15 protein-coding genes, 3 tRNA genes and 1 pseudogene are annotated in these 17637 nt (G+C 58.7%); 13 read left to right on the plus strand and 6 right to left on the minus strand.

Annotated features, from left to right (window positions below; translation table 11 throughout):
- Positions 1 to 119: 119 nt before the first annotated feature.
- Positions 120 to 656 (minus strand): annotated as a pseudogene (locus BUC40_RS23065) (REP-associated tyrosine transposase).
- Positions 657 to 938: 282 nt separating this feature from the next.
- Positions 939 to 1466, minus strand: coding sequence for a pilin (locus tag BUC40_RS02625; RefSeq protein WP_073262317.1), 528 nt, complete (start codon positions 1464 to 1466; stop codon positions 939 to 941).
- A gap of 260 nt (positions 1467 to 1726) precedes the next feature.
- Here BUC40_RS02625 and pilB point away from each other — a divergent pair, with 260 nt between their 5' ends.
- From pilB to BUC40_RS02660, 7 genes are all read left to right on the plus strand, one after another.
- Positions 1727 to 3430 (plus strand): type IV-A pilus assembly ATPase PilB, encoded by a 1704-nt coding sequence (pilB, locus tag BUC40_RS02630; protein ID WP_073262319.1) that lies wholly within the window; start codon positions 1727 to 1729, stop codon positions 3428 to 3430.
- A gap of 2 nt (positions 3431 to 3432) precedes the next feature.
- Positions 3433 to 4653, plus strand: a complete 1221-nt coding sequence (locus BUC40_RS02635) for a type II secretion system F family protein (RefSeq protein ID WP_073262321.1) — start codon at positions 3433 to 3435, stop codon at positions 4651 to 4653.
- 3 nt (positions 4654 to 4656) lie between these two features.
- Complete coding sequence (locus BUC40_RS02640; protein ID WP_073262323.1) at positions 4657 to 5529, plus strand: prepilin peptidase; 873 nt, start codon at positions 4657 to 4659, stop codon at positions 5527 to 5529.
- Positions 5530 to 5791: 262 nt separating this feature from the next.
- Positions 5792 to 6400 carry a dephospho-CoA kinase gene (coaE, locus tag BUC40_RS02645; protein WP_073262325.1) on the plus strand — a complete coding sequence of 203 codons (609 nt, stop codon included), beginning with the start codon at positions 5792 to 5794 and terminating at the stop codon, positions 6398 to 6400.
- Entirely contained in the window at positions 6397 to 6597 is a 201-nt protein-coding gene (yacG, locus tag BUC40_RS02650; RefSeq protein ID WP_073262327.1) for a DNA gyrase inhibitor YacG, read from the plus strand. Before coaE ends, yacG begins: the two co-directional genes overlap by 4 nt.
- A 44-nt stretch (positions 6598 to 6641) precedes the next feature.
- Positions 6642 to 7169, plus strand: a complete 528-nt coding sequence (locus BUC40_RS02655; RefSeq protein ID WP_073262329.1) for an MOSC domain-containing protein — start codon at positions 6642 to 6644, stop codon at positions 7167 to 7169.
- Between the two features lie 248 nt (positions 7170 to 7417).
- Positions 7418 to 8716, plus strand: coding sequence for an NAD(P)/FAD-dependent oxidoreductase (locus BUC40_RS02660; protein WP_073262331.1), 1299 nt, complete (start codon positions 7418 to 7420; stop codon positions 8714 to 8716).
- Between the two features lie 169 nt (positions 8717 to 8885).
- On the opposite strand, the gene BUC40_RS02665 is transcribed toward BUC40_RS02660, so the two are convergent.
- From BUC40_RS02665 to BUC40_RS02675, 3 genes are all read right to left on the minus strand, one after another.
- A tRNA-Lys gene (locus BUC40_RS02665) sits at positions 8886 to 8961 on the minus strand.
- Between the two features lie 5 nt (positions 8962 to 8966).
- Positions 8967 to 9043 (minus strand) — tRNA-Pro (locus BUC40_RS02670).
- A gap of 9 nt (positions 9044 to 9052) precedes the next feature.
- Positions 9053 to 9128 (minus strand) — tRNA-Asn (locus BUC40_RS02675).
- Between the two features lie 209 nt (positions 9129 to 9337).
- On the opposite strand from BUC40_RS02675, the gene BUC40_RS02680 reads away from it, so the two are divergent.
- From BUC40_RS02680 to BUC40_RS02705, 6 genes are all read left to right on the plus strand, one after another.
- On the plus strand, positions 9338 to 11614 hold the full coding sequence (locus BUC40_RS02680; RefSeq protein ID WP_073262333.1) for a DUF1631 domain-containing protein: 2277 nt from the start codon (positions 9338 to 9340) through the stop codon (positions 11612 to 11614).
- Between the two features lie 9 nt (positions 11615 to 11623).
- Entirely contained in the window at positions 11624 to 11968 is a 345-nt protein-coding gene (locus tag BUC40_RS02685) for a PilZ domain-containing protein (RefSeq protein WP_073262335.1), read from the plus strand.
- Positions 11969 to 12115: 147 nt separating this feature from the next.
- On the plus strand, positions 12116 to 12967 hold the full coding sequence (fdhD, locus tag BUC40_RS02690; protein ID WP_073262337.1) for a formate dehydrogenase accessory sulfurtransferase FdhD: 852 nt from the start codon (positions 12116 to 12118) through the stop codon (positions 12965 to 12967).
- On the plus strand, positions 12964 to 15285 hold the full coding sequence (locus tag BUC40_RS02695) for an FdhF/YdeP family oxidoreductase (protein WP_073262339.1): 2322 nt from the start codon (positions 12964 to 12966) through the stop codon (positions 15283 to 15285). Before fdhD ends, BUC40_RS02695 begins: the two co-directional genes overlap by 4 nt.
- A 452-nt stretch (positions 15286 to 15737) precedes the next feature.
- The gene (locus tag BUC40_RS02700; protein WP_073262341.1) at positions 15738 to 16457 is read left to right on the plus strand and encodes a TorF family putative porin; all 720 of its coding nucleotides are present in this window, start codon (positions 15738 to 15740) and stop codon (positions 16455 to 16457) included.
- 203 nt (positions 16458 to 16660) lie between these two features.
- Entirely contained in the window at positions 16661 to 17095 is a 435-nt protein-coding gene (locus BUC40_RS02705) for a glycine zipper domain-containing protein (RefSeq protein ID WP_073262343.1), read from the plus strand.
- 45 nt (positions 17096 to 17140) lie between these two features.
- Here BUC40_RS02705 and BUC40_RS02710 read toward each other — a convergent pair whose 3' ends face one another.
- Entirely contained in the window at positions 17141 to 17575 is a 435-nt protein-coding gene (locus tag BUC40_RS02710; RefSeq protein ID WP_073262345.1) for an acyl-CoA thioesterase, read from the minus strand.
- Positions 17576 to 17637: the final 62 nt, after the last annotated feature.

Consider the following 17637-nt stretch of genomic DNA (forward strand, 5'->3'; position numbering starts at 1 on the left):
AGCAAAACGCCCCGCACAAGGCGTAGCGTCCAGCTATCGCAACAGATACAGCAGGTTCGCGGTGAGCGGCAGATTACTGGCTTCGCACCCGGATTACGCCTTCGGCTAATCCAGCTACGTTATTCGCCATTCTGCGATGCAGCACTCGTCAGTTCGGCATTCCCCACCCAGTCCTGCGGATAGAGCCCGGCGCGTAAATCGCGATGAAAGCTCGAATAAGGCCAGTCTCGTGCACGCTGCGCCAATCCATGCTTGAGCGGGTTCGCGTAGACATAATCGATATGCCGCGAAAGTCTTCATCATCCGAATCTGATGCTCCCAATAGCGCCGTTGCCAAATGCCCCGCTCGCTACGACGGAAACGAATCAAAGATCGGTGCTCGCTCACCGGCAAACCACGACAGATGAAGGTTTTAATCAAGCGTCAACTTAGCGGGTAGTCCGCATCACTTGGCGGTAACGTCCATATGCAGTGCATATGCTCCGGCAGCACAACCCACGCATTGACCACAAACGGATACTGATGACGGACCTTGCGCACCGCTTCACGGAGCAGGCCGATATGCCGTACCAGCAAATCATTCCCCTGGCGCTACAGCAGATTGACGGTAAAGACCAAGTAGCCCCAGGCGCAGAGGCACGACGATAGTTAGGCATCTATGCCTCCTCTTTCCCATGGAAAAACGAAGCATAGAGCAGCGAACCGGACAAACTCGTAGGGTGCGTTAACCGCAGGCGTAATCCGCCGCATGCCCCATAAGCAACACCAAACCCAGAAAACAAAACGCCCCGCACGAGGCGAGGCGTTCAGCTGCAGCGGCAGATGCAGTCGATTCGCGTTAAACGACGGATTACACCTTCGGCTAATCCATCCTATGAATCGTATTTAATCCACCATAGCGCGGTTTTTACACCACGATTACCACATACAAGCGAGGCTTATCGGCATTCGCTAGGAGCATACTTGGCCAGCAAGGTGCCTTGAGCTACGTTACCAAGACCACGGCCAGTAGCGGTTGCGGTAGTAGCACTACCACACGCCCAATCAATTGCACCTACCGATGCAGCAGTAGGAACAGCATTTGCCACGTTAGGCGAATAAGTCAGAGTTTGACCATTAAGCACGTTAGGAATGCCGTTTGCCTGCGTAGCGGCAAGTGTCACAGTGATTGTCCAAGGCGATGCCTCAGCAATGGCTACGTTGCTTACATACTTAGAAGTACGCTCAGCTATGGGCGAAGCATTGAAAGCTACGGCAGCAGCAGTCATTCCAGCAACACCGTCGGTTTGGAAAGCTTCGCTCATCAAGCCTTTGGCTGCAGAGCCGGCAATGATGGCCTCGCCTACTTTGGCTCGGACGGTGTAATCCTGATAGGCCGGCAACGCAATAGCAGCCAAAATACCAATGATCGCGACAACGATCATCAATTCAATCAGGGTAAAACCCTTTTGCATGTTAGCTTTCATGTAACTCTCCAGTCATAAGTGTCAGGCAGACAAGCCTGCTGGTGGCTAAGCAGGAGGCGTGCCAACACTGCCAACTCTCGAGAACACGATGAAACCTGCGGACTGCCTCACAGAATGGAGCCTTCCGGGTCACTAGTGCCCAGCATTCCGCACTGCACTTCTCCGCACCTTGTGACACTTTACGTCACCTGGGTGCTGGCCGTTTGGCAGCAACTGTCATCTGCGCTATAACGCACCCATTCGATATGTGTGAGGTGCCCATGAGCGACAATATTCCCCTTTCCGGCTTGGCCAAGCAGGTGGTACTGGCTGAGTTGCTGGACGAAAAGGCCGCTCAACAGGCGCAAGCTCAGGCCAAGCGTAATAAATTGTCGCTGGTCACATACCTGGCCCAGAACAAACTGGTAAAGAGTCTCGCCCTGGCGGAGCTGGCAGCGGATCAGTTTGGCGTGGCCTACTTCGACCTCAATGCGCTGGATAAGGAAAGCCAACCGAGGGACTTGGTTAGCGAAAAACTGGTACGCCAACACCGCTCCCTGCCTTTATGGCGTCGAGGCAATAAGCTATTCGTTGGCATCTCCGACCCCTCCAATCACCAAGCGGTTACTGATATCCAGTTCAGCACGGGCCTTTCGACCGAAGCCTTGCTGGTAGAAGACGACAAGCTCGGTGATGCCATCGACAAGTTCTTCGATACGGGACACAGCGGCCTTGAAGACTTAAGCGACGTTGACCTTGATGGATTGGAAACGGAGTCGGTCGATGACGACAAAAAGGGCGATGGCGGAGTGCAGGATGCCGACGACGCCCCAGTGGTGCGCTTCGTCAACAAGATGCTGCTCGATGCGATCAAGGGTGGCTCCTCCGACCTGCACTTCGAGCCCTACGAAAAAACCTACCGCGTACGCTTTCGTACGGATGGCATCCTGCATGAAACAGCACGCCCGCCGATCCAGCTGGCGCCACGCATCTCTGCGCGCCTGAAGGTTATGGCAGGGCTGGATATTTCCGAACGGCGCAAGCCGCAGGATGGTCGCATCAAGATGCGCATATCCAAGAGCAAATCCATCGACTTTCGCGTCAACACCTTACCCACCCTGTGGGGCGAGAAGATCGTGATGCGGATTCTCGACTCCGCCAGCGCCCAGATGGGTATCGATGCCTTGGGGTACGAGGAAAGCCAGAAAGACCTCTACATGGCCGCGCTCAAGCAGCCGCAGGGGATGATTCTGGTCACCGGCCCCACGGGTTCGGGGAAAACCGTTTCGTTGTATACCGGCCTGAACATTCTCAACACCCCAGACGTGAATATCTCTACGGCAGAAGACCCGGTAGAGATAAACCTGGAGGGCATCAACCAGGTTAACGTCAATCCTAAACAGGGCATGGACTTCACTCAGGCCCTGCGGGCGTTCCTGCGCCAGGATCCGGACATCATCATGGTCGGCGAGATCCGCGACCTGGACACCGCCTCCATCGCCATCAAGGCCGCACAAACGGGCCATATGGTGATGTCCACCTTGCACACCAACAGCGCGGCTGAAACCCTGACCCGCTTGCGCAATATGGGTGTGCCCTCCTTCAACATCGCTACCTCGGTGAACCTGATCATCGCCCAGCGCCTGGCGCGCAAGCTGTGCAACAGCTGCAAGAAGGAGGTGCCCATTCCGAAAGAGGCACTGCTGGAAGAAGGTTTCCCTGAAAATCAGCTCAGCACCTTCAAGCTTTATGGCCCGGTAGGCTGTGAAAATTGCAAGAATGGTTATAAAGGCCGTGTCGGTATTTATGAAGTGGTTAAAAACACTCCGAGCCTGCAGCGGATTATCATGGAGGAAGGCAATTCCATCGATATTGCCACGCAAATGCGAAAAGACGGCTTCAACGACCTGCGTACTTCGGCCCTGCTGAAAGCCATGCAAGGCGTTACCAGCCTTGAGGAAGTCAACCGCGTTACCAAGGATTAACCATGGCAGCAGCAAAGGCAGCGAAGACCAGCACATTTGTCTGGGAGGGCAAGGATCGCAAGGGATCTGTGGTTAAGGGCGAGCTAAACGGGCAGAACCCGGCACTGATCAAAGCCCAGCTACGCAAACAGGGCATCAACCCGACCAAGGTACGCAAGAAGGGCATAAGCCTGTTCGGAGCGGGCAAAAAGATCAAGCCGCTGGATATCGCCCTGTTCGCACGTCAGATGGCAACGATGATGAAGGCCGGCGTTCCGCTGCTGCAATCCTTCGACATCATCGCCGATGGCCTGGAAAACCCGAATATGCGCAAGCTGGTCGATGAGATTAAGCAGCATGTGGCGGCCGGTAATAGCTTCGCAGCAGCACTGCGCACCAAGCCTCAGTATTTCGATGATCTGTTCTGCAACCTGGTGGAAGCGGGCGAACAGTCAGGCGCCTTGGAAACACTGCTGGACAGGGTGGCCACGTACAAGGAAAAAACCGAGGCACTAAAGGCCAAGATCAAAAAGGCGATGAACTACCCAATTGCGGTGGTGGCAGTCGCCGTAATCGTGACCTGTATTTTGCTGATCAAGGTGGTGCCGCAATTCCAGGATGTTTTCTCAAGCTTCGGCGCAGAACTCCCCGGCTTTACTCTGTTCGTGATCGGTATATCTGAAGGTCTTCAGGAATGGTGGTTTATTTTCATCATCGCGCTCGTGGCGGCTGGTTACTTATTTATGCAGGCCAAACAACGCTCGGAAAAATTCCGTGACGGACTGGATCGCGCCGTGCTCAAGGCGCCGGTTGTTGGCAATATCGTCTACAAATCATCTGTAGCGCGTTATGCCCGCACACTGTCCACTACTTTTGCTGCCGGTGTGCCATTGGTAGAAGCATTGGACTCGGTGGCAGGCGCTACCGGCAACGTGGTGTTCCGTAATGCCGTGAACAAGGTTAAACAGGACGTAACCAGCGGTATGCAACTGAACTTCTCCATGCGCTCGACCAATGTGTTTCCTGCTATGGCCGTACAGATGACCGCCATTGGTGAAGAGTCCGGTGCACTGGATACCATGCTCGACAAGGTGGCCAGCTACTACGAGGCGGAAGTGGATAATGCCGTGGATGGCCTGACCGCACTGATGGAGCCCCTGATCATGTCGGTGCTCGGTGTACTGGTTGGCGGCCTGATAATCGCCATGTACCTGCCCATCTTCCAATTGGGCGGCGTTGTTTAATACATGCTCGTAATCGAATTCCTCGCCGGCAATATACCGGCCTTTGTTTTCTGCGCGTTAGTTATCGGCCTACTGGTCGGCAGCTTCCTCAATGTGGTTATCCACCGCCTGCCTAAAATGATGTTTCGCGACTGGCGAATCCAGGCACGCGAAGTACTGAAGTTACCCGCCGAGCCTGCCGACGAAACCTACAATCTGATACTCCCCCACTCCAGCTGCCCCCATTGCCAGCATGAAATCCGCCCCTGGGAAAATATCCCGGTCATCAGCTATCTGTTTCTGCGTGGCAAATGCTCTGGCTGCAAGGCGAAGATCAGTCTGCGTTACCCGCTAGTAGAGCTAAGTTGCGGCCTGCTTTCAGCCTATATTGCCTGGCATTTGGGGTTCGGCTGGCAAGTAGCAGGCATGCTGGTGCTGGCCTGGGGATTGCTGGCGATGAGCCTGATCGACGCGGATCACCAGCTGTTGCCGGACACTCTGGTGCTGCCGCTGCTGTGGCTGGGCTTGATTGCCAACAACTTCGGGCTTTTTACGAGCCTGGAAGATGCCTTGTGGGGCGCTGTAGCGGGCTACCTGAGCCTCTGGTCGGTGTTCTGGCTGTTCAAGCTGGTGACCGGCAAGGAAGGCATGGGTTATGGCGACTTCAAGCTGCTGGCGATGCTTGGCGCCTGGGGTGGCTGGCAGATTCTGCCGCTGACCATTTTGCTGTCCTCGGTAGTCGGTGCCGTGCTTGGGGTGATCATGCTGCGCCTGCGCGCTGCCAGCACCAGTACACCGATTCCCTTTGGCCCCTACCTGGCCATTGCGGGTTTTATCGCGCTGATGTGGGGTAAGCAGATTACCGATGGTTATTTGCGCTTCGCGGGCTTCAATTAACGCGCAAAGACCCAATCTGGGTATCGCCTCGGTTAACCCAGGGGGCGGACGACGACGCCAAAGCGGTTCGACATGACGATCATCTTCGCGCCGAGGGCAACACTCCTACGGGGTATGTGAATCGCCTGAAATCGCGCAGGAGCCCCGCTCCGGGGCGAAAAACGGGATGAGGCTAAAAGCCGGCGTATTACCGTCACTGATTCGCACTTGAGTAGCAGCTCCTTTACAATCCGCCCCTGATTTTTCTACGGGGCAGCCCACCATGAAACCCTGGACGCTTGGCCTAACTGGTGGCATCTGTAGCGGCAAAAGTGCCGTTGCCGCGCACTTCGTTAAGCTGGGCATAGATCTGGTCGATTCGGATCAGGCGGCTCGCTGGGTCGTCGAGCCGGGTCGACCGGCACTGGCAGCGATAGCCGAGCACTTCGGTGAACAGGTGCTGCAAGGCGATGGCCAGCTAAACCGCGCTACGCTGCGCGAATTGATCTTCACATCACCTGCCGAGCGTCGCTGGCTGGAAAGTCTGCTGCATCCCTTGATCGCTGAGGAAGTTGCGCAATTTCTGGCCAAGGCCACATCACCCTACGCTATTACGATGTCGCCACTGCTGATCGAGTCCGGCCAATACAAACTGGCGCAGCGCATCCTGGTGGTGGACGTACCCGAGCATGTGCAGATCGAACGCACGATGCAACGTGATCGGTTGTCTGCCGAACAGGTGCGCGCGATCATGGCAGCTCAGGCAACCCGTGAAACACGCTTGAGCTACGCCGACGATGTACTCACCAATGACCGAGACTTGGCGTGGATGCAAAGCGAAGTCGAACGCCTGCATGCCTTTTATCTGACCCTCAACGGAGGCCAACCATGACCGCTCCCACACTCGTCGCCTGCCCGACCTGCGCAGCTCCGGTGGAATGGGGCCCGCAAAGCCCGAGCCGGCCATTCTGCTCTGAACGCTGCAAGCTGATCGACCTGGGTGCCTGGGCATCGGAAGAACATGTAATTCCCGGCAATGAGCTCGAGGATGATCTTTTCTCGGACGACCTGCCGCCTAGTCGGCACTGAGCAACCAGGCCCAGTCATGCAAATGAGTACGGCGGAATCACGCCTTGAGGCCTGACGCTTACCCGGCCAGCGCACTGCAAGCGCTTATCGCTGCAGTGCCGCAATGCGGGCAGGTACGCTGGCTTGGTGTACGCCCTGAATCACGTGGCGAAATGCTGATCCTCGATGCCGTGGAGGCGCGTCGCGAAGCCGGCCTAACCGGCGATCATGCTCGACCCGGTCCGCGCAACGCGCGTCAGGTAACCCTGATTCAATGGGAGCATCTGGCGGTGATCAGCGCCCTGCTGGGCCGCGAACCTGAGCATGCGATAACTCCTGAGGACTTGCGGCGCAATATCGCCATCAGCGGTATCAACCTCTTTAGCCTCAAAGGCAGGCGCTTTCGCGTCGGTCAGGCAATCCTGGAAACCACGGGCTGGTGCCAGCCTTGCGCGAAGCTCGAGCACCGCCTGGGCCTTGGTACTTTTCAGGCGGTGCGCGGCCATGGCGGCATCACGGCCCGGGTGATTCATACGGGCATTATTCGCCTTGGCGACTCGCTCGAGGTCGAGCCTCTGGAACACCTCGAATAGGCGTTCTTTCAGCCCATCTCGCCGTCAAGCACCCTGCTAGAATGCCGCCATTGCATCAGCATCGCCGCCCCGTGGATTGAACCCAAGCGGCAGGCTATATGTCGATGAGTTGACGACAGATAGCCTCAGAGACCACACAGACTGCAACGCGCAGGCATCCCTTGCGCGAATTGGCACATGAGTCGCCCGGCGCTGGAGCGTAGCTCGCCCGGACTCGCCACCGATTTCTTAGCCTTGTGAGACACACCATGACCCATCGAATCGTTATTGTCGGCGGCGGCGCCGGCGGCCTGGAGCTGGCTACCCGTCTGGGCAGAAAGCTCGGCAAGCGCGGCAAAGCGCAGATCACCCTTGCCGATGCCAACCTGACCCACATCTGGAAGCCCTTGCTGCATGAAGTCGCTGCCGGCTCGCTGAACTCCACGGAGAACGAGCTGAACTACGTGGCCCAGGCGAAATGGAACCACTTCGAATTCCAGCTCGGGCGTATGAGCGGACTGGATCGCGAGCGCAAGACCATTCAGCTGGCCGCGACACTGGACGAAGACAACCGCGAGCTTGTGCCCGCACGCGAACTACCCTACGACACCCTGGTGATCGCCGTCGGTAGCACCACCAACGACTTCGGCACCGAAGGCGCGGCCAACCACTGTATTTTCCTCGATACCCGCGAACAGGCCGAGCGCTTCCACCGCAAGATGCTCAGCCACTACCTGCGCGCCCACGCAGGCAATGGCGACAACGACCAAATCAGTGTCGCCATCGTGGGTGCCGGCGCTACCGGCGTGGAGCTGGCTGCCGAGCTGCATCACGCCGCTCACGAGCTGGCAGCCTATGGCCTGGATCGCATCCGCCCGGAAAATATGCGCATCAGCTTAGTCGAAGCCGGGCCACGCGTGCTGCCAGCGCTGCCCGAGCGCATCAGCGCCCCTGTGCACAAAACCCTGCAGAAGCTCGGCGTCAATGTGATGACTGGCGCGGCAGTGAAGGAAGTTACCAGCGAAGGCCTGATACTCGCCAATGGCGAAACCATCCCGGCAAGCCTCAAGGTGTGGGCAGCCGGCATCCGTGCGCCAGCATTCCTGAAGGGCCTGGATGGCCTGGAGAGCAACCGCATCAACCAGCTGGTCGTCACCAGCACGCTGCAGACCACGCACGACGAAAATATCTTCGCCTTTGGCGACTGCGCGGCCTGCCCGATGGGCGATGGTAGCGAGCGCAACGTGCCGCCACGCGCACAGGCTGCGCACCAGCAAGCCTCGCTGCTGGTCAAATCGCTTGCTCTGCGGCTGCAGAATCAGCCACTGCCGAGTTATGCCTACAAGGATTACGGCTCGCTGATCTCGCTGTCGAGCTTCAGCGCGGTCGGCAACCTGATGGGTAATTTGATGGGTAGCGTGAAGCTGGAAGGCTGGCTGGCGCGGATGTTCTACGTCTCGCTGTACCGTATGCACCAAATGGCGCTATATGGGCCCTTCCGCACGCTGCTGCTGATGCTCAGCGATCGCATCGGCCGCAGCACCGACCCACGCCTCAAGCTGCACTGACCCCAAGGGCAGCCTGCCGTAGGGTGGACGACGCTTCGCCCGTCCACCACTCTACAAGCGCAATGGTGGATGAAAAAAGCGTCATCCACCCTACGGGAAGTACACCCTGTCTTCAGAAAGCAAAAAACCCGCTCTAGGCGGGTTTTTTACTCTCAAGCAGTGCTTGAAATGGTGGGTCGTGTAGGATTCGAACCTACGACCAATTGGTTAAAAGCCAACTGCTCTACCAACTGAGCTAACGACCCAAAAATGGTCGGGGTGAGGGGATTCGAACTCCTGACATCCTGCTCCCAAAGCAGGCGCGCTACCGGACTGCGCTACACCCCGAAGAAAGATTGGCTCCGCGACCTGGACTCGAACCAGGGACCCAATGATTAACAGTCATTTGCTCTACCGACTGAGCTATCGCGGAACTATGCTTCTTTCAGTCTCTGTTACTAGCTTTTGGCTTCCGCCAATTGCCGCTGCAGAGGCGCGCCATTTTACGGTTTCGCAAACCGCTGTCAACCCCCTAAATTGCTTTTATGACAATGCTTTGCGAACGAGTGTGCATTTGCTTTACCTTCAAGACACACCTGCACAGCCTGAAGCACCGTATCGGCGCCTTCATCAGGATCACAGATGACCAATCAGGGCACACCGCCGCCATCCAATGGCACCTCTCGCACGCTGGCAAGCAGAGGCATCCAGCCGCGCTTCAGCGAGCTGGGGCAAGGCTGCCGCAAGCTGGTGCTCAATCATCTGGCGGATCATCTGGCACGTACCTTTGCTCAAGTCGACGACACGCTCTTTCAATGCGCCGAGCAAGCCGAGAACAATCAGGTGCAGGCGATGTTCTTCGACAACATGCGCCATATCCGCAAATTGCGGCCGCAGATCGAGCGCCAGTACCACCTGAGCATTTCCAAAGGTATCGGCGATTTTCTGGACGGCAAGCTGGTTGCGGACATATCAGCGGCAGATATGCCTGCCAAAGACCTGACTCTGGTCGAAAACGAGGATTACGAAGAAATCCTGCAGGTGACCAACATGGCCCAGCAGGTGCAGACACGTTGCGCGCAAGCGCTGTTCGCGCTGGACAAGCGCCTGGCGCTGCTTAACAACGGCCAGCCCCTGCCTGCAAACGCCAATCCTCTTTCCCCGAAAAGCATTGCATATGCCCTTCTGACAGCCCTGCAAGACTGCGAGCTGCCGCTGCGTATCAAGCTGGTGCTCTATGGGCTGTTCGAAAAACAGGTGATGCAAGGGCTCGATGCCCTGTATGACGCGCTCAACCAGCGCCTGATCGATGCGGGCGTACTACCTAATCTGAAATTTGCACCGACGCGCCCTCCGGAGCCTGCCACACCGACGATCAATCCTTCTCCTGCCTATGAAGATAAGAACGAACCGCCAGCACTCGACTTGACCACTGCGCCGCCCGATGACGCCGCCCGCTTGGTAGAAGGCCTGGATACTCTGCTGGCCGAGTATCGCAAACACCGTAACGCCATCGGCACGCTCAATGGCTCACCGAGCATGGCCAGTTTCGCTCCGGAGGGTGCCAAGCGTACCTACGACGCCGCAGAGCTTCTTGCGGCCCTCAATCGCCTACAGCAGGCGTCCGCCATGGAACTGGCTCACCCCCAAGAACGCCCCCTGCAAGTCGCCAGCCTAAAAACCCACCTGCAGGAACAACTGGCTAGCCACAGCGACGCTCCAGGGCAGCACCGCGTGGGTAATCGCGAAACCGATGTCATCGACCTGGTTGGCCTGCTATTCGACTTTATCCTCGACGACGAGAATCTGCCCCAGCCCTATAAGGTCGCCCTCTCCCACCTGCATACGCCTTGCCTGAAAGTGGCCCTGCTTGATAAGGCGCTTTTTACTCAACCCCACCATCCCGCACGCAAGCTGATCAACGCCATGGCCCAAGCTGGCGTGCTTTATGACGCGGCGGACGATGCCTACGGCTTGCTGAACAAGGTGCAGTGGGTGGTTCGCCAGGTTGTGCAGCGCTTCAGCGGCGATTTACACATCTTCGAGGAGTTGCTTGCCGAGTTCGAGGAATTCACAGGCGCCATAAAGCAGCGGGTAGAGCTTCAGGAGCGCCGCGCCGTAGAGACCGCTAAAGGTCGCGACAAACTGCTTGGCGCCCGGCACAGCGCCGCGCAGGCCATCGCCCAGGCCCTGGCGAAACGCTCGCCACCACCGATCATCCGGCAATTTCTCGAGCGCACCTGGATCGATGTGCTGGTGTTCATTCAGCTGCGCCACGGCCCGGCGAGTAGCGAATGGCAACGAGCATGCGAAACGGCGGGACAGCTGGCCTGGAGCGGAACCCTACTCGATGCCGCGCAGCGTGATCGACTGCAGCGCTTGCGCGTCGATATGCTCGATGAGCTACGCAGTGGCCTGATGCTATTGGGTGGCTACCGCGAGGACGATGTTCGTCGCCTTCTCCAGGATCTAGTCGCCTGCCAGCACGCTGTGCAGGCAGGGCAACCGGAGCTCGCCTCAAAACTGAGCTTGCCACCCAGCCCAAGCCCACTGGGATCGATGCTGGGCGATGACGCCGCGCTGCTCGCCAGCTCGCAGAGAAACCGCACGCACCAGCCGACGGGCCAACAGCTGATCCGGGACCTGGAGAAAGTCGAATTCGGCACCTGGTTCGACTTCACCCTCGGCGGCCGGCGACAAACCCTGAAACTCTCCTGGTACAGCCCGACCACCCACAACTACATGTTCGTCGACCGTAATGGTCAGCGCGCGGCGGTCAAATCGATGGATCAGCTGGTCGATGAAATGCAACAGGGCACTGCACGCCTGAGCAAGCCTGATCGATCAGCCCCCATGGTCGACCGCGCGCTAAAGGCGGTCTATCGTGTTCTTCAGCAACTTACCGGACGCAACAATTGAGGGCCGCCCATGGATGAACGTCGCCAGCACCCTCGCTACTCTACGGCTACGCTGCTGGAGGTATTCGAGCAGCACAGCGACAGATACCTTGGCAGAGTCGCCGACCTCTCCAATGAAGGGTTCATGCTCTGCAGCACCACCTCACTACCTGCAGACAGCTTGGTGGAGTGCCGCTTGGCCTGTGCAGCCCTGCTAGCCGCCACCAGCGATCTGTACTTCACTGCAGATTGTCTATGGAGCCGCAACGGCGCCCCTGGCCAGCAATCCTGGGCGGGCTTCCAAATCATCGACATAGATGCGCTCAATGCGCAGCTACTTCAGGAGCTTATCCAGCATTTGCAGGAGAGCGCCTGAATTGAGGCAACGCCTTGAACGACCGGTGTAGAGCATTCCTCAGATCATGATAGACGGAACTGATCGGCGTATCGGCAACAGCGATTAGACGTCCGCCTCACGAACACCTACGCTTCTCTGTGTCAATCCGCCGCAGGTGAGCTTGCCGTGCCCCGGTCAGCCGAGAGTCCTACCGTCACCAGCCACGATAACTCCAGCGTCCAGCAGGCGCAGAGCTATGCCTACGCAGAACTTGGGGTCCCCGAAATTGCGGGTTCTGCGGTTCTTGCCCAGGAAAGCGCGCTGGCGATCAGCTACAACGGCATCAGCTATGCGGTGATGATGGTTTCACCGACCGCGGTGGAAGATTTTATTGCTGGTTTCAGCCTTAGCAGCGCCGTCGTCGACACCATCGACGATATTTATGACATCCGCCTGCATCACCTTGGCCCGGCCATCAGAGCCGAGGTAGAGATCAGCAGTCGCGCCTTCTGGGCGATGAAGCAGCAACGCAGGCAACTGGCAGGCAATAGCGGCTGCGGCCTATGCGGCGTCGAAGCACTCGATCAGGCACTACCACAGCTAAATACGCTGGAGCAATGTGACCTGCCGGACGCAGCTCACCTGGTCGGCCTGCGCGAACGCATCGCCGCCGTGCAGGATCTGGCCCGACGCAGCGGCGCCTTGCACGCAGCGTTGTACGTAGACGGTGACGGCGAGATACGCGCCTGCCGCGAAGACATCGGCCGGCACAACGCGCTGGACAAGCTGATCGGCGCGTTGCTGCGCGAGAAACATGACGTGCGCCAAGGCTTTGCGGTGGTCACCAGCCGCTGCAGCCTGGAACTGATTCACAAGGCGGTCAGAGCCGGCATCGGCAATCTGGTCAGCCTTTCGGCCCCGACCGCCCTTACCGTGCAATGGGCGCGCCGGCACAACCTCAACCTGATTCATTTGCCCCACCACAGCGCGCCGCGGGTCTACAGCCCCGCTCCGCCTGCAAGAGAAGAACAGCCATGAGCCTGCAACCCGTGAACCCGCGTTACAAACCCTACAAAGGCGCTGCCGCCGGTTGGGGCGCGCTGATCAGCGTTACCCAGTTCTGGCTGGACAGCAAACAGCCGTTCAAGAACTTGCGTGCACTACTCAAGACCAACCAGAACGGCGGCTTCGACTGCCCCGGTTGTGCATGGGGCGACTCGCCGGAAGACGGCCGCATCAAGTTCTGTGAGAACGGTGCCAAGGCGGTTAACTGGGAAGCCACCAAACGCCGGGTTGATGCCAAGTTCTTCGCCAAATACACCGTCAGCCAATTGCGCGAGCAAAGCGACTACTGGCTCGAGTATCAGGGCCGCCTGACAGAGCCGATGCGCTACGACTCGACCACTGACCGTTACGTGCCGACCTCCTGGGACGACGCCTTCAGCCTGATCGCCAAACACCTCAAGAACCTCGCAAGCCCCAACGAGGCCGAGTTCTACACCTCGGGCCGCGCCAGCAACGAAGCTGCGTTTCTCTATCAGCTGTTCGTGCGCGCCTTTGGTACCAACAACTTCCCTGACTGCTCGAACATGTGCCACGAGGCCAGCGGTGTCGCGCTGATCCAGAGCGTCGGTATCGGTAAAGGCAGCGTAACTTTCGATGACTTCGAGCACGCCGACGCCATTTTCGTACTCGGCCAGAACCCGGGCACCAACCACCCGCGTATGCTCGAGCCGCTGCGTGAGGCGGTCAAACGTGGCGCCCAGGTGGTTGCCTTCAACCCGCTCAAAGAGCGTGGCCTGGAGCGTTTCCAACACCCGCAACATGCGCTGGAAATGCTCACCAACGGTTCCGAACCGCTCAACACCGCGTTCTTCCGCCCTGCTCTGGGTGGCGATATGGCGGCCCTGCGCGGTATCGCCAAATTCCTGCTGCAGTGGGAGCGTGAAGCGGTAGCCAAGGGTGAGAAGCCAGTCTTCGACCACGCCTTCATCGCCGAACACACAGACGGCGTCGACGCTTACCTCGCCGTTCTCGATGCAACATCTTGGGAATCGCTGGTCGAGCAATCTGGCCTGACCATCGAGGAAATCGAGCAGTCGGCACTGATGTACCGCCGCGCCGAGAAAGTGATCATGTGCTGGGCGATGGGCATCACCCAGCACGTTCACTCGGTGGCGACCATCCAGGAAATCGTCAACCTGCAGCTGCTACGCGGCAACCTCGGCCGCCCCGGCGCCGGCCTGTGTCCGGTGCGTGGCCACAGCAACGTGCAGGGCGACCGCACCATGGGTATCAACGATCGCCCGCCGGTGGTGCTGCTCGACAACCTCGAGAAACGCTTCCAGTTCAAGGTGCCGCGCGAGAACGGCCACAACACCGTGGAAGCGATCAACGCCATGGTCGACGGCCAGGCCAAGGTATTCATCGCCCTGGGCGGCAACTTCGCCCAGGCCACGCCGGACAGCCCGCGCACTCACAAGGCCCTGCAGAACTGCGATCTGACCGTGCAGATCAGCACCAAGCTCAACCGCAGCCACCTGACCACCGGCAAGGACGCGCTGATCCTGCCGTGCCTGGGCCGTACCGATATCGACATTCAGGCCACCGGCCCGCAAGCGATCACGGTGGAAGACTCGTTCAGCATGATCCACGCCTCCAACGGCCAGCTCGAGCCGCTGTCCAAGCAGATGCGCTCGGAGCCTGCGATCGTCGCCGGTATCGCCAAGGCGACCCTGGGCAATCACCCGGTCGACTGGGATGCGATGATTGCCGACTACAGCCGTATTCGTGAGCTGATCGCCGACACCATCCCCGGCTTCCAGGACTTCAACACCCGCGTGCAGCACCCAGGCGGTTTCTACCTGGGCAACTCGGCAGGCGCGCGGCAGTGGAAGACCAACACCGGCAAGGCGAACTTCAAATCCAACGCCCTGCTCGCCGACCTGCTGCCACCGCAAGTGCGCAACAGTGGCCAGAAGCCGGATCTGATCCTGCAGACCATGCGCTCGCACGACCAGTACAACACCACCATCTACGGCCTGGACGACCGCTATCGCGGTGTTCGCGGCCAGCGTGACGTGCTGTTCGTCAACGAAGCGGATATCACCCGCCTGGGCTACAAACCAGGCCAGAAAGTGGATATCACCTCGCTGTGGGACGACGGTGTCGAGCGCAAGGTGGTGGGCTTCACGCTGCTGGCATTCGATATCCCTGCCGGCCAGGCTGCGGCTTATTACCCGGAAGCCAACCCGCTGGTACCGCTGCAGAGCGTTGGTATTGGCAGCCACACGCCGACTTCCAAGTTCGTCGCCATCCGCCTGCACGCTGCGCAGGAAACTGCACGCATCCTGTAAGGCCAGACGCTACGGCTCCCGCCTCATATGAGGTGGGAGCTAAGCGCAGGATAGATGCAGCTCGTCGGAATCTGCGGCACATCGCGCAAAAAATCCCCTCTGATGTCCCTTTGCCGTTACGCGTGTCGGTTAACGTGCCCACCTAAGAACCTGCTCACGATCTGCTGCGCGTCGGCGCTCCTGCGTTAAAAACAAGCTCGAAATGCTCATTTACAGCTCGTAAACTCCGCTTCCTCGCTTGTTTTTGCGGGGCCGCCTAGGCCTTGTATCGCTCTAGCTCGCGAGATCGTGAACAGGCTCTAAGCGCTCGACCGAAGCGCGTAATGCTTTCAGCCCAAGCCACGATGTGGCCCTTCGGGTTTCTGCCAAACCTGCGACAACCATGCGAATGACTGCCAAGCCTTATTAGCGCTGCTTGGCGCTTGCGTCATTGGCTGCAATGGGGGAAGACCATGCGGTTTTCATCTGCCGTCCTGCTTGGGACGGTCTTGCTGAGTATCCACGCCGAGGCGGCCCTGCTGGTGCGGGAAGTGGGTGACTACGATCTGAGTCTGGGCACTACACCAAGTCGCAGCATGGCCCAAGGCTTGGTCAAGCCGCAAAGCGGCGGCGCCTTTCACGGCGGTCTCGACCTGAGCCACCCTAGTGGTTGGTACTTGGGCCAGTGGTCGCCCAATCTCGGCATCAGCCCGGGCAGCCAGATGGAACTCAACAGCTATGTGGGCTACAGGCAGCAGTTCGTCGACTCGCTCGGTTACGAGCTCGGCACTATCCGCTACAGCCATCCGGGCTACAGCCACCTCGATAGCCAGGACGTGTACGCAGGCGTGACCTACGATGCGCGTCGTTTCGGATTTTCCTTCAGCAACGATCCGAATCGCTTCAACAGCACGATGCTCGCCGACCTGGGCCGCGTAAAACTGCTGGGAATGGCCGTGATCGTGCGTTACGGCAACCACCTGCTCGAAACCCCGAAGAACATTTCCGGCGGCGGCCAGGTCAGCTCTTTCAACGACTGGTCACTGAGCCTTTCGCGCCCGTGGAAGGGTATCGACTTCGATTTTTCATATTCGGATTCGAGCCTGAGCGGCAACGCCTGCTCAGCCTACTCAGGCCACAACACCGAGTGCGAGGGCTGGTTTTCGATCAAAGCCTCGAGATCGCTGTTCTAGAGGCTTTGCCGCTTAATGGTCACAATCGCCAACAGCGAACCCCACACATCTTGATACATTCATTCATGTATCTTTAAATCCCCTCATGGGAATTTCTTCTCCATCCAACCTCTAAGTGATGTCGCCTGCACTGCATGGCTGACCGCAAGAACCATGGCAATGCCATGGCTACGCCCGCAAGGGTCATTTTCGAGGGTTGCGCGATGCGTACATTCCTTACCGCACTGGCTTTCAGTGCAATGGTTTCTCCCCTGGCCTATGCCGATACCACCAAGACTGCCATCGGCAGCGGGGTCGGCGGCGCGCTGGGCAATATCGTCGGCCAGCAGTTGGGAGGCAGCACAGGCGCCACCATTGGTGCTGGCCTGGGCGGCGCGGCCGGTGGCGCCATCAGCTCACGCAACAAGACCGAAGCTGCACTGGGCGGCGGCCTGGGCGCCGCAGGTGGCTCGGTGCTCGGCAATCAGTTTGGCGGCAGCACGGGCTCGACCATTGGTGCCGGCCTGGGTGGCGCGGCTGGCGGTGCATTGGCCAACGAGATGGCCGACAGCAACCGCAACGAATCCCGCTATCGTGACAACGGCCATCGCCATGGCAAGAAGCACAATAAACGTCACCACAAGCATCGTCACCGCTAATCATCCGTATCAACAACAAGGGCGCCTCAGGGCGCCCTTGTTCGTTCAGGCTGGCAGTAACGACTCCATTGCCTGGCGTAATAACTGTGGAATCGTCACAGGCTGGTTGCTCTGGCGATCCACGAAAACATGCACGAAACGCCCTGCCGCACAGGCTTGCGACTCCCCTTCACGAAACACTGCCAACTCGTACTGCACCGAGCTGTTACCCAACTTGCCGACACGCAGGCCGACTTCGATGCGTTCGGGAAAGGCGATCGATTCGAAGTAGTCGCAACTGGAGCTGACCACAAAGCCTACGACTTCACCGCGATGGATATCCAGGCCGCCCGCCTCGATAAGGTAGCTGTTCACGGCAGTGTCGAAATAGCTGTAATAGGTAACGTTGTTGACGTGCCCATACAGGTCGTTGTCATGCCAGCGGGTGGTGACCGGCTGAAAATGCCGGTAGTGCTCGCGCAGATGCTGCGGCTGTTCCATGAATCGACACCTTGCAAAAAAGCCAAGCCGGCATGGTGCCGGCCTCAGCTGTCAGTGGCAAC

This window comes from Phytopseudomonas punonensis (genome assembly GCF_900142655.1).
Lineage (GTDB): Bacteria > Pseudomonadota > Gammaproteobacteria > Pseudomonadales > Pseudomonadaceae > Aquipseudomonas > Aquipseudomonas punonensis.